This window comes from Paenibacillus sp. NPDC057934, assembly GCF_042887565.1.
Classification (GTDB): domain Bacteria; phylum Bacillota; class Bacilli; order Paenibacillales; family Paenibacillaceae; genus Paenibacillus_AQ.
Genome location: NZ_JBHVPB010000006.1, coordinates 287,693 through 300,861 on the forward strand (window position 1 = coordinate 287,693; position 13,169 = coordinate 300,861).

The following is a 13,169-nucleotide window of genomic DNA, read 5'->3' on the forward strand; positions in this document are numbered from 1 at the left end:
ACTAAAGCGGGATTATAGAGGTCCTCTAGGTGTTAGGGGCACAACAATAGAGCGGAAGCGGAGGAGAGCCGATGGAGAAGAAGGGTATGAGAAGCTGGAAATGGTTTAGGTTCAAAGGCGCTTGGCCGGCATTGTTCTGGTCCTATATCTCAATACTTCTGCTGCTGCTTGTTCTTGGCAGCGTACTTTATTGGAGCGCCAGGGAAGTGGTGGTGAAATCCGTGGAGCGCAGTAATTCGGCTATGCTAGGGCAACTAAGGGAACTGGCCGATGGGCAGCTGCAAATGATCGAGCAGTTGGAACAGCAGATCGCCAATCATCCTAAATTACTGCAGCTAATGAGCAGTAGAGCGCCCTTGTCTGATAAGGAGCAGTACGAGATGATTTCACTAGCTGAAGATTTGAAGCGCTACAAGCAATTGACGCCATTCATTAATGATTACTATATATATCTGCCCAAAACTGGAACCATGCTGGGGCCGGGCGTGAAGACGACACCGGAGATTTTGTTTGAACAGGCTATTCGCTTTGACGGGTTGAGTGCCGATGAATGGGTGCAGAAATTTGAAAGCGGATACCATTTCCGCACCTTCGAACCCTCGCTGCATGCAAGAAGCAGTATCGGAGAGCCTAGCGACATTCTTGCGTATATGCAGACCCTTCCGCTCGGCAACCGTTCCATGGGATTAGCCACGTTGTTCATCATGATTAACGAAGATGAGCTACGCAAGATGTTTCAAGGTTTGGCAGATGCCGGACAAGGTAGAATCTACATTGTGGACCGCAATAACCGGATGATCAGCACAACGATGGTCAGTGATGTTCCGTTATCATTTGCATATGGAGACATGCAAGGCGAGCAGGGCAAGCTGGAGACCCGGCGTGAGGGGAAAGAGATGATTGTATCCTATGTGATTTCTAGCGTCTTCGGGTGGAAATATGTTCTGGAGGTTCCCCGGGTTGTCTTTCTGAAGGAAGTGAACGAGGTGCGAAGCTGGGCTTTGTTACTGCTGATTTTGGCTGCGCTTTCAGGAGCGGCTGTATCTGTTTATCTATCCTATCGCAATTTTCGCCCACTCCGTGATCTGGTATCGGTTGTGACCGGTAACAGCACCGCCCTGCCCAGCAAGGAGGGACCGCTGGAATATCAGTTCATACATACATCGATCCAGTCGGCCCGTATAACGGAAACGGAACTCAGGGGCCGTTTGTCGCACCAGACACCAATTATTCGCCTTCATTTCCTGAACCGGCTGATCAAAGGCTATGCAGATTCTCATGAACTGCAGCCAGAAGCATTGGAATTCATGGACATTGTCTTCATCTCCGATACCTTTGCGATCCTGCTGATTGATGTGGAAGATATGAGTGCTTTTTCTACTGCAAATGACCCTAAAGAATGGCTCTTTATCAATTTCGTCATTTCAAATATTGCCACTGATCTGGTGGGTGAGCGACATATCGCCTACACCACTGAGCTGGATCAAGGTAGAATTGCTCTCCTGATTAATTTCAGTGAAGTCGATGAGGCGGCATGCAGGGCAGAACTGACGGCGATCACAGAGCAATTGGAGCACATGCTGTGTAGGCGGTTCCGCTTAAAGGTAGCCGTAGGCGCCAGTTTCATTGCGCGGGAAATAAAAACAATCGGTGAAGCCTTCCGCGATGCCCTAAAGCGGCTGGATGAGGACGCTAAGCAGCAGGCCATGGATCACGCAGTTGACCGATTACGGGAGCGGCCGCCGGTATATTATTATCCGCTGGATATCGAACAGCAGCTGACCAATTATGTGAAATCAGGTGAGGAAGAGAAAACAGAGCAGCTTCTGAATGCTTTGTATTCCGATCATTACAGCACTGACGGCAGCAGTCCGCTGGTTGGCTCGTATTTCCTGCTGCATCTGTCTTCGACGCTGTTCCGGATTGTGCAGAATACGCCGAATGCGGACGCGGAGCTTGCCATGCGGCTGCTGCAGAATCAGTCCGACGGCAGCGCGAATGCCCACCGAACATTTCAGCAGTTGAAGAAGGAGTTCCAGACCGTCTGCCGACTCTGGCGCGAAGGGCGTAGCGACCAAGGGAGCCGGATGCTGGAGACGATCAAACGAATGGTTAAGGAACGTTACAGCGAGAACATGCTGAGCGTGAACCTGATTGCAGATGAATTGGGAATCACGCAGCCGTATCTCTCCTCTTTTTTCAAAAAGATTACCGGTCATACGATCCTTGAATTTATCGCGGAGACTCGTCTGCAGGAAGCTAAGCGGCTGCTGAAGGATACAGATCGTACCGTTGCCTATGTAGCGCGTGCGGTCGGTTATTCGAACGACATTGGTTTTATCCGTTTTTTCAAGAAGCATGAGGGAATTACACCCGGGCAATATCGCACGAACACACAAACGGAACATCGATCTTAGAAATATGCAGTCTCCGATCTTTCAATTGGGATGGTGATGTAACATCCAGGCCATATTCAGCAGCAACGTGACACGGGTATGATGATGTCGGAGTTGCGAGTGGACGCACCATACAGTAACCAGAGGGGGGAATATATTCATGAACTATGGTAAAAGAGGCCTGATCACCATACTGGCGGCCATGACGGCATTGACCGTTTCCTTATCGGCTTGCTCAGGGAGCAACCAATCAGAAGCGCCTACGGATTCGCCATCGGGAACGGAGGCCACAGAAGCGCCGAAGGATGGAAAGATTGTATCCAACCCGCTTACATTAACTTATTACGTGCAAGGTTTGGGCAATGCTGCCCCAGGGATTAAGACTCATAATGACATCGCTGCTTATCAAGAGACAGAGAAGAAGACAGGAATCCATATTGATTTCCAGAGCCCTACAACCGGTCAGGAGAAGAATCAGTTCAATCTGCTGATGAGCTCAGGTTCTTATCCGGATGTTATTGAATGGGGCTGGAATGATTATCCGGGGGGTGGTGTAGGAGCCATGAACAGCGGCGTCATTATCCCACTTAACGATTACATTGAGAAATACGCCCCGAACCTGTCCAAATTGCTGGCGGATCATCCAGAGATCAAGAAAGAAGTGTCCACGGATGATGGGCGGATCTACGCGTTTCCGTTCCTGCGGGCAGATCCGTATCTGCGTACGTACTTTGGCCTTGGCATTCGTCAGGATTGGCTTGATAAACTAGGTCTTCAGGTACCGACGACAATAGATGAATGGCACACTGTCTTGAAAGCGCTTAAAGAAGGCGATCCCAACGGTAATGGCAAAGCTGATGAAATTCCGCTCCTGATTAAAAAGGATACCATGCTGAATTTCAGCAATGTTTTCCTCAATGCCTGGGGAATCACCAGCCAGTTCTATTTGAAGGCTGGGAAAGTGACTTATGGTAACATTCAGCCGGAATATAAAGAATTTTTAGAGACAATGCGAAACTGGTATGCGGAGGGCCTCATTGATCGCGATTACGCGGCAACGGACGACAAGCAAAAGGATGCCAAGTGGACCGGTGGGCTGCTGGCTGCATCCGAACTCGCGGTAGGCGGTGGGATCGGCAAATATATGACTGCCATGTCCGAGAAAGATCCTGGATTTAATATTGTAGGCGTACCTTATCCAACGCTCAAAAAAGGCGACAAACCGGTTCTGGGACAAATCACGCCAATCTTCAACAGCGTAGGAGCGGCAATTACCAGTAGTAATAAGCATATCGAGGAAACAGTGAAATGGTTGGACTATAAGTACGGTGAAGAGGGGAGCATGCTGTTCAACTTTGGCATCGAGGGTAAGAGCTATGAGATGAATGACGGCTTTCCTACCTATACCGATGATATTATGAAAAATCCGGATGGCATGGCCTTCGCCACTGCGCTTGGCAGATATGCGATTCCATTCGGAGGTCCATTTGTCCAGGATAAACGCTATCAGGAGCAGAACGTTTCGCTGCCTCAGCAGAAGGAAGCACTCAGTACCTGGATGAATGTGGAAAATGGGGATTGGCTTCCGACGTTGTCTCTGACCAATGATGAATCGGTTCGATTGGCGGCCATTATGACGGACGTGACTACCTATCGTGACGAGATGTTCGATAAGTTCGTTATGGGTGTGGAGCCAATCGATAATTTCAATACCTTCTTGAAGACCGTTGAAGGTATGGGCATTCAGGAGGCCATTGATATTCAGCAGGCGGCTTATGAACGGTACTTGAAGCGGTAATCAGTAACACTGTTGTGGGCGGGTTTCTGAGGCTATTTTTGCGCTGACCTGCGCCGGCCCGGAACCCGCTGTTTTTTTACCCTTGTTCATGAAGGAGGTCTATGTGTTGAAGCTGCGGAGAGATTGGTCCCGTCATAAATACATCTATATCATGCTGCTTCCAGTTGTGATCTACTATCTGGTCTTCATGTATTTCCCGATGTACGGATTGCAGATTGCTTTTAAGGATTTTTCTCCTGTCAAAGGAATTCTGGGCAGCGAGTGGGTCGGCTTCAAGCATTTTGTATCTTTTTATAACAGTTATTATTTCTGGAGATTGATTCGTAATACACTGCTGCTCAGCTTTTACGAGTTGATCTTTGGCTTCCCGGCGCCAATCCTTCTGGCGCTCCTGCTTAATGAAATCCGGGGCCGGATATTCAAGAATGTGGTGCAGTCCATTACGTATCTCCCGCACTTTATCTCTATTGTGGTTGTGGCGGGGATGATGGTCGACTTTCTTTCCGGGAACGGCCTGATTAATCAATTGACCGGCTTGTTCGGCATTCCTTCGGTTTCTTTCCTGATTGCGCCTGAATGGTTCCGGACTATTTATGTCTCTTCAGGCATCTGGCAAGGAATCGGATGGGGATCGATTATTTATTTGGCCGCGATTGCGGGTATTGACCCAAGTCTGTACGAAGCAGCCAAAACCGATGGTGCGGGGCGCTTCAAACAAATTTTCCATATCACACTCCCGGGCATTATGCCGACAGTCATCATCATGCTGATCTTGCGCTTCGGCTCACTCATGGCCGGGGGGAGTCTGGAAAAAATCCTTCTGTTGTACAATTCGACAACCTATGAAACAGCAGATGTGATTTCCACTTTCGTATACCGGCGTGGGTTGCTCCAGATGGATTACGGGTTCTCGGCGGCAATTGGCCTATTCAACAATATCATTAACTTCCTGCTTCTCGTCTCGGCCAACAAGATCAGCCGGAAGATCAACGACACAAGTCTGTGGTAGTCCATTCCTGGGGGTGAATGTCCTTGAAGTCTCCAATTTCCTGGGGTGAACGGCTGTTTGATATCTGCATCAACCTGTTTATGTTGGCGCTTATGGCCGTGACCCTGTATCCGTTTCTGTATGTGTTGTTTGCTTCCTTCAGTAATCCTTCCGATTTGATTCAACACCAGGGGTTACTGTTGATGCCGACTGGCTTCAGTCTGGAATCCTATAAGCTGGTATTTGAGAATCCGATGATTTCCATCGGGTATCTGAATACTCTGATCTATGTCGTCGTCGGAACGGCGTTGAATCTAACGCTTACTAGCTTTGCTGCCTATGCGTTGTCTCGCAAGGGGGTACGATTCGTCGGACCGATTATGTTCGCTATCGTATTCACGATGTTCTTTTCCGGGGGGTTGATACCGACATATCTCAATATGAAAAACCTGGGACTGCTCGATACGCGGTGGGCGATGATCCTGCCATCTGCGATTAGCACCTGGAACCTGCTGGTCATGCGTACTTCCTTCGCGGGTATCCCCGCAGCGCTGGAGGAATCGGCGCGGATCGACGGAGCTAATGATTTTCGTATCCTGTTCCAGATTTTTATTCCAGTTTCATTGCCCATAATGGCTGTAATGACCCTGTTCTATGGTGTAGGGCATTGGAATGCCTATATGGATGCGCTGATTTATCTGCGTAACAAAGATTTGTACCCACTGCAATTGGTACTGCAAGGGATTCTGATCTCGAACAGTACGGACTCCATGATGAATTCTGTGGCGGATGTTGATAAGGGGCTGATTCAGGAGACGATCAAATATGCGACGATCATTGTTGCGACGGTGCCGATCCTGCTGCTATATCCTTTCCTCCAGCGGTATTTTGTCAAAGGTGTCATGTTAGGTTCTATTAAAGAATGAGTAAGACACGGAAGTGTTGTTAATGGACTACATCTCAATCTTAGCCGAACCATAACTGGGCTCTGGTGAGACTGTGAGACTGTGAGACTGCCCAAGAGAGAAACGCCAAGCATCGGATTTCTGATGCTTGGCGTTTTTTTGAGCAGGTTATGTTGATGAATCATGAGAGGGTTTGAAGTGTTGTATCAGAAAGTCTATTTTTATTATGTGGACTGCCTGTGTAAAGGTATTGGTGGCAATAGTGTGTCGCCCGAAGCTGAAAACGTAATATTACACTTGTTTTACGAAGAATACAGGATTGTTAAATGCTTTTGGGAAATCTAGAATAAAATTAGATTTGGTATTATCTTACTGCCGACTGATTCTGCGAGTCAGAGCGGGGTGTGGATCATGCATATAAAATCATTCTAGGAGGTTGTCACAGTGAAGCGAAGGCTTTTTTATGTGATTCCGATTTTGCTTATTGTTCTAGGTACCTGGCTATTTCTGCATAATCGCGAGGATCATAATGTTTCTGATAACCAAGAAAAGGAGGTGGTATCCGTGGATCCTGTTAATAACAGTGCGGCACAATCCAATGTTAAGGTGATTCATGAGCAAGAGCCGGTGCAGTATTTGACCCCAGCTTATGAAGTTGATGTGAAACGCGATATTTTGTATGCCAAGAAGAAGAATGAGACAGAGGCAGAAGAAGCGCTGAAGCTTGACCTGTACCAGCCAATAGGTGATAGCAACAAGCAAAGACCAGTCTTCATTTTCATCCATGGGGGCGGTTATTCAGGAGGGAGCAAGGAAGGTCCCGCCGATTTTGCTACGGTGATGGCCAAACGGGGATACGTGGTCCTGTCTGTGGATTACCGGTTGAAAAAAGACCCGTTTAGTAACTTCAACCGCACGCTTACTGACGCTTGCGAGGACATAGGGGATGTGATGCATTGGATCAACGACAATGCAGTGACATACGGACTAGATGCCGAACATATTGTGATCGGTGGAGATTCTGCGGGAGGCCATCTTGCAATAAACTTTGTCAATCTATCTTTAATTAGTGATCCATCCATCGTGAAATCTGTCTTTGCCGTTCTGGATATTTATGGCGGAGATCTGACCAGAAGTGCGGATAACAATCTTCCACCGTTTCTTATCGTTCATGGGACTATAGACAAGTTAGTACCTTATCAACTAAGTGTAGAACTGGCTGAGCAATTGAAGTTGAAAGGGATTTATCATAATCTGCTGACGATGGAGGGCGTAGGTCACGACTTCACCAATGCGAAGTACATAGACGAGATTGTGGAGACCACTTCGCATTTTTTATGGAATGTCAGGAACAGCCGAGACCTTGACCGATTGCCAGAGAATTCCGGCCTCACCGTTGCATCTGGTGATATCTTTGAAATCAAATTGCCTGAAGCTTACGGAAGAACTCCCGGGGAGCAGCTTAATGTCACTTTGCCGGATGGATGGGAGCTCATAGGAGAAGAGAACCACACGCTTAAGATCCAGACTCCGGAGGACGTCAAGCGAGGAAATCTATCCGTTGATGTATGGCAGGGCCAAGGCCGCGAAACCGCCCAGGGATTTACTGTTAATGTGAATGTCATCGATCCGCTGGAGGCGCATTATACGACTTTCTACGATCCATCACGCCAAGGGGTAAGAACTCATATGGACGTTACCAACCAGTCCAAGAACAAATTCAGTGGGTTACTGGAAGTGGAGTATGAGACAGCACAATCTACCCCAGGCACTTTTACAACAGCAGTAGCATTACAACCGGGCGAGAGAGTACGCATAGATCTACCGGAATTGGCAAGAGGTCAGCGAACACTGAAAGCTTCTAACGACCAGGGTACACTACTGCAGACAGCGTTGGATACCTTCAATGCCCTTCTTATCCCAAAGCTCAGCAAGCCTCTGAAGATCGATGGCGACCTGTCGGACTGGAATAATTCTGTTAGATTTGCTGTGAAGGATGTCAGGGTCAATGACTGGAAAGGAGAGCAGGATCTTAGCGCCACCGGCCAGCTTTCCTGGGATGCGCACAACCTGTATCTAGGGGTAGAGGTCACCGACGACAAGCATGTTCAGTCAGCATCGGGGGATGCCATCTGGAGCGGGGACAGCATTCAGATCGGGATAGGCGTAGCCAATTCAGATGGCACAGTTCCGTCAGAGTATCATGAACTAGGTGCCGCAAGGGACGATAACGGGACGTTGTACAAGTGGCGCTGGATCGCGCCAAGCGGCTTCCCGGTGGGCGATGCTATAGACCTTAAATACACAATCAAACGGGAAGACCCAAAAACCACCTACGAGCTCGCAATTCCGTGGGAAGAGTTAAGCCATGATACCTCACTGGTCAAGAATGGCCTGAAGCTGAAATTTTCAATCCTGGTCAATGACAATGACGGGGTAGGACGTAAAGGTTGGGTAGAATACAATGGTGGCATAGGTACCTCCAAGGATATCGATGCTTTTGGCGACCTGTATTTGACTGAATGAGAGAGGCTATAGGAGGATCTGATTAAATTGAAATTCCTAAGTGAATAGATTCGCATGATTCAAAAACCGAATATTAAAATATATATATTGACTATGATCGTTCCGTTGCTATTACAGGGGGATATACACAATGATTAGCTAAGTCAGCCTTCATACACCAATTAAAACTGGAGAATAGGCAGCCGAACAGCCCGCGAAAAATACCGCGGGCTGTTTCGGTTAAACAATAAACGTGAGGAAATGGTATCTCTCAGCCTTTGATATGTAGCGGGGGAGGGATCAGCCAGCCTTTTTTCTTGTTCATGTGCAGGATTTTTATACCGATAGCTGCTTTAGTGAGATGATACTTGGCGAACAAGGCCCCGATATCTTCGCGTATGGACATTCCCATAATGGTACTACAACCCACTAGTCCGGCAGCATTATCTGCAGCGATTTTGGAGGCGATTTCCATATCGGTGAACCGGGCACCTGCGGGAATATCCTCCACCTTTACTTCCGGACGGTCAGGGAGCGTCGGGACTGAAGCAATACCGACTGTCCCAAGGAGCGCGTCACACTCACTGCTTTCCAGCTCAGACTGGTTAATTAAATCTCCCAGTACTTTTTTTAGATCATCATCACCAGCATGGGATTGAAATGCCCGATAGAGTGATACTAGCCCTTTTGCAGCTGTTGATGACATCCATACATTGAAAATCTCTCCATAATGCATGGGCTCATCTTTCGGATTACCGCCTAAAATACCAGCCATACTCAAACCCCTCTCAATAATTGAATCGTACTGGATTAGTATGGGAATCTGATGAAGAATGTATTCTTTAGTAGCAGCTGCGAATTAGAAAAAATAGGGTTGATCCCATAATCGTGGCGTGATATTATCCAATAAACAGGAGATGATCTGATGAATTCTAAAGTTTCATTCAAGACATTAAATCGTCCCAAACTGGTGGATGATGTGGTCAATCAACTGCAAAAGAAAATTTCCGACGGGGAACTCAAGCACGGTGATAAAATCCCCACGGAACCGGAGCTAATGGAGCAGTTCGGCGTCGGGCGTTCGACGATCCGCGAGGCGGTCAGAGTGCTGGTGCACGCAGGTTTATTGGAGAAGCGGCAGGGATTTGGTACTTTTTTGACAGCCGATCCTATTATTCACGAACCACTGGTTCACCGGTTACGGAGAGCTGAATTGCTGGAGGTATACGAAGTAAGAAAGATGCTGGAGCTGGATATTTCCCGATTGGCTGCCGAACGGCGGAGCGAGAAGGACCTGGAGCACATGCGGACTGCACTGGATCAGAGGTTGCAGGCATTGGAAAACGACGATATGACCGCCTATCTGAACGCCGATATTGCTTTTCACTTGGCAGTGGCGGTGGCTAGCCAGAACAGTATCGCTGCCGATCTGTACAGGACGTTCTCGTCTGTGCTGCTAGACTCGCAGCATACGCTGGCCAAAGATCAGGAAGTACATGACCCGCATCATCTTTTCCACGAGAATCTGTATCTGGCGATCCGGGACAAGGATGTGGCTGCGGCCGAGCACTGGACCTTACAGAATTTGAACGGTACAGTGGGGCAGCTCAAAAGATTTTTGAACCAGGGTTAGATTTTTTTGATTTTAAACATCAGATGATATGCTGAATGCCTTCCATTTTCCTTCAAGGAGTGATTATGCAGATGACGAATGTGATCGAAGTGAACAATGTAAGCTGGTATCGGGAGAACAAGACGATTCTGGAGCAAATTGACTGGACCGTGACTAAAGGGGAGCATTGGGCGATCTTGGGACTTAATGGCTCGGGTAAAACGACGCTGTTAAACGTCATCAACGGTTATATCTGGCCGACCAAGGGTCAGGTGTCTGTGCTCGGACACAGATTCGGGGATGTGGACCTTCGGGAGCTGCGTAAGTCCATCGGCTGGGTCAGCTCCTCATTACAAGAGAGATTACATGCCAATGATAAGACACAGAATGTAGTGATCAGCGGAAAACATGCCTCGATCGGGTTATATACCGATCCGAGCGAGGAAGATTATGAACAGGCCCGGAAACTAATGGAACGTCTGTCTTGCCTTCATTTGCTGGATCGTGCTTATCAATCCTGTTCGCAAGGCGAGAAGCAGAAGATTCTGATTGCCCGGGCATTGATGGCTTCGCCAAGACTGCTTATTCTGGATGAAGCAACGAACGGACTTGATTTCCTGTCCAGAGAAGCGCTGCTGACGAGCATCAGTGAGTTGGCCCAGGAGCCAGATGCTCCAACGCTATTATTCGTTACCCATCATATTGAAGAGATCTTGCCTGTATTCAATCAGACCTTGCTGATTCGGCGGGGTGAGGTGTACTCCAAAGGCCAATCGCAAGAGGTTCTGACCAGTGCTAACCTGACGGCCTTCTTTGAAACCCCGATTCAGGTGAGCTGGCAAAATCAGCGGGCCTGGCTCTCCATTCCTGAAAATAACTAAGACAAGCTTTTATGAAGACATAGCCTAAATGGGCTGTGTCTTTTTTCTTTGTACCATAAGAGAGGCGTTCTTAACGTATTATTGCAGGTCCGGGAGGGAAAAATGCCTGCATCAGGCATTTCAGATGCTTTTCCCAAGGTCCATCTCCGGATGGAGTGTGAGCATCCACCTGCGGGTGGACTCCATGGAACCTTAATTTCGGTACAATCATGTTATGCCTTTCAAATTGTTACAGAAAAGAGGAATTCAAAAATGAGTATGACCAACTATGTGATTGTGGTGATCCTTGTTGTAATTTTAAATCTGCGGGAAAAAGAAATCAGACCTTCCCGTTTATGGATTACCCCGGCTCTCTTTGCATACTTGATGTTGTCCAGTGTGACCAAAATCGATCTTACTCCTGGCAGCTTGCTGATCTATCTGATCTGTATCGTCATAGGTCTTGCTCTGGGCGCCTGGAGAGGCAAGCTTCAGAAGGTGAGAGTGAATCCTGATACGGGCAAAATCACTTCACAGGGCTCGATAGTCGGCATTGTGATTTTCCTGGCCGTGATGCTGATTCGCCATCTTACGGAGTACTGGGGTGCGCACCATGCTGTGTTGTCTTTAAGCACAGGGTTGCTGTTCGTTTCGCTTGCCAACGTCTGCGCCCGCCGCTATTTTGTCTATCTGAAATACAAACAGTTGGCATAAATGAGTAGAAATGAATATGGAAAATACGAAAATAGGATTAGGCTATTTTGAAACGCAGGCGATTCCGTTGGATTGGCTTGCGTACGGAGCGCAGTCCATCGCCCAAAGGGCAGGGCGAGCTCAATCCGTTGGTTATATAAAAATTCAGGGTGGAGGCTTTTATTGTGACTACAAATCATGTGTCTTCTTTATTGATTAACATACTGCGTTCAATTGTCCTTATTATTGGAGGTTTGGTGAGTATCGTGGTAGTATTTGCTGCCCTCACTCTATTTGTTCCCGCTAAAGGGAATTCATTAATAACCATTGGGATCATGACTTGGTCGGTATTGGGTCCGCTCTTTGTTGTTGCTAGTTTGGCTGTGGTTATCGTTACTTTTGTGTTGCGCAAAAAGGTGAAACGCTGGTTTGCGAATACAACCGTTGTTTTGTCCGTGCTCGCCTTGTTGTCCTCCAGTGGGATCGTTGGGAATTTTATAAAGGTAACCTATGACAATGACGGTTCGATAAATGTGCTATCGACGATTTGGCCATTCTCGACAAAACCAGCCGTTCCTGATATCACCAAAACTTATCAGGTGGCAGAGGGTAAAGAACTGAAGGCACTCGTGTATAAGCCCCGAATCCAAACAAATGCAGCACCGATTATCATGTATATCCATGGCGGTGGTTGGATAAGCGGTGAGGCATCAGATTTGTCTTCCACCATGAGGTGGTATGCAGATCAAGGTTGGCTAGTGGTAAGTGTAGACTATCGTTTAGCTTCAGATCAATATGCTACATGGGATAAGGCTCCTGCTGATGTTGCGTATGCGCTAGCTTGGGTTTCCAAACATGCTGAAGAATGGGGGGGAGACAATAATAAGCTAATTGTTATGGGAGACTCAGCAGGCGGTAATTTGGCTGTCAACCTCGGTTGGGCGGCAGCAACTAACGAAGCTATGCAAGATCCTTCTGATTTTAGAACAATTCCAAAGCCGAAGGCAGTAGTCGCTGGATATCCTGTTGCTAATCCCGGTTATTCCTATGACTACGGGCAAAAATGGTGGAATAATCAAAGTCCGAAAGATTTTACAGCAGATTACATCGGTGGTTCGCCTAAAGAGCACCCAGAGCGACTTGCAGCTATCTCCTCGTTAACCTACGCATCTCCTTCTGCACCACCTACACTTATTGTTGCGGCAGAAAACGATGACTTTATTCCAGCACAAGGAACTTATGAGGTAGTGCAGAAAGCAAAGGATATGGGCGTTAACATAACATTAAGAAAGTTCCCATCTACACATCATGGATTTGATGTAATCCCGGGAACCCTTGGAGACATGGCTAAAAGGTCAGTTGTCACTCAATTTCTAAAAGAACAAGGACTTGCTCCAACAACCGTCAGATAG

The 13,169-nt window shown here is 47.6% G+C and carries 10 protein-coding genes; 9 read left to right on the forward strand and 1 reads right to left on the reverse strand.

Annotated features, from left to right (window positions below):
- The first annotated feature begins 71 nt into the window (after positions 1 to 71).
- The 5 genes from ACFVRY_RS16135 to ACFVRY_RS16155 all read left to right on the forward strand — a co-directional run bounded on the left by ACFVRY_RS16135 (position 72) and on the right by ACFVRY_RS16155 (position 8,613).
- Positions 72 to 2,417: a helix-turn-helix domain-containing protein gene (locus ACFVRY_RS16135; RefSeq protein WP_387501239.1), complete on the forward strand. Its 2,346-nt coding sequence runs from the start codon at positions 72 to 74 to the stop codon at positions 2,415 to 2,417.
- A gap of 139 nt (positions 2,418 to 2,556) precedes the next feature.
- Positions 2,557 to 4,194: an extracellular solute-binding protein gene (locus tag ACFVRY_RS16140; protein ID WP_387501240.1), complete on the forward strand. Its 1,638-nt coding sequence runs from the start codon at positions 2,557 to 2,559 to the stop codon at positions 4,192 to 4,194.
- 88 nt (positions 4,195 to 4,282) lie between these two features.
- A complete protein-coding gene (locus ACFVRY_RS16145) occupies positions 4,283 to 5,203 on the forward strand; it encodes an ABC transporter permease (RefSeq protein ID WP_387501406.1) in 921 nt (306 codons plus the stop codon).
- An 80-nt stretch (positions 5,204 to 5,283) separates the two neighbouring features.
- Positions 5,284 to 6,108, forward strand: a complete 825-nt coding sequence (locus ACFVRY_RS16150; protein WP_387501407.1) for a carbohydrate ABC transporter permease — start codon at positions 5,284 to 5,286, stop codon at positions 6,106 to 6,108.
- A gap of 423 nt (positions 6,109 to 6,531) precedes the next feature.
- Positions 6,532 to 8,613, forward strand: coding sequence for an alpha/beta hydrolase fold domain-containing protein (locus tag ACFVRY_RS16155; protein WP_387501242.1), 2,082 nt, complete (start codon positions 6,532 to 6,534; stop codon positions 8,611 to 8,613).
- A 250-nt stretch (positions 8,614 to 8,863) separates the two neighbouring features.
- Here the strand turns inward: ACFVRY_RS16155 and ACFVRY_RS16160 are convergent, their stop codons facing one another.
- Positions 8,864 to 9,367 (reverse strand): DUF3231 family protein, encoded by a 504-nt coding sequence (locus ACFVRY_RS16160; protein ID WP_387501243.1) that lies wholly within the window; start codon positions 9,365 to 9,367, stop codon positions 8,864 to 8,866.
- Between the two features lie 150 nt (positions 9,368 to 9,517).
- On the opposite strand from ACFVRY_RS16160, the gene ACFVRY_RS16165 reads away from it, so the two are divergent.
- From ACFVRY_RS16165 to ACFVRY_RS16180, 4 genes are all read left to right on the forward strand, one after another.
- Positions 9,518 to 10,225 (forward strand): FadR/GntR family transcriptional regulator, encoded by a 708-nt coding sequence (locus ACFVRY_RS16165; RefSeq protein ID WP_387501244.1) that lies wholly within the window; start codon positions 9,518 to 9,520, stop codon positions 10,223 to 10,225.
- 71 nt (positions 10,226 to 10,296) lie between these two features.
- The gene (locus ACFVRY_RS16170; protein ID WP_387501245.1) at positions 10,297 to 11,085 is read left to right on the forward strand and encodes an ABC transporter ATP-binding protein; all 789 of its coding nucleotides are present in this window, start codon (positions 10,297 to 10,299) and stop codon (positions 11,083 to 11,085) included.
- A gap of 252 nt (positions 11,086 to 11,337) precedes the next feature.
- Positions 11,338 to 11,778 carry a CcdC protein domain-containing protein gene (locus tag ACFVRY_RS16175; RefSeq protein ID WP_387501246.1) on the forward strand — a complete coding sequence of 147 codons (441 nt, stop codon included), beginning with the start codon at positions 11,338 to 11,340 and terminating at the stop codon, positions 11,776 to 11,778.
- 164 nt (positions 11,779 to 11,942) lie between these two features.
- Positions 11,943 to 13,169 carry an alpha/beta hydrolase gene (locus ACFVRY_RS16180; RefSeq protein WP_387501247.1) on the forward strand — a complete coding sequence of 409 codons (1,227 nt, stop codon included), beginning with the start codon at positions 11,943 to 11,945 and terminating at the stop codon, positions 13,167 to 13,169.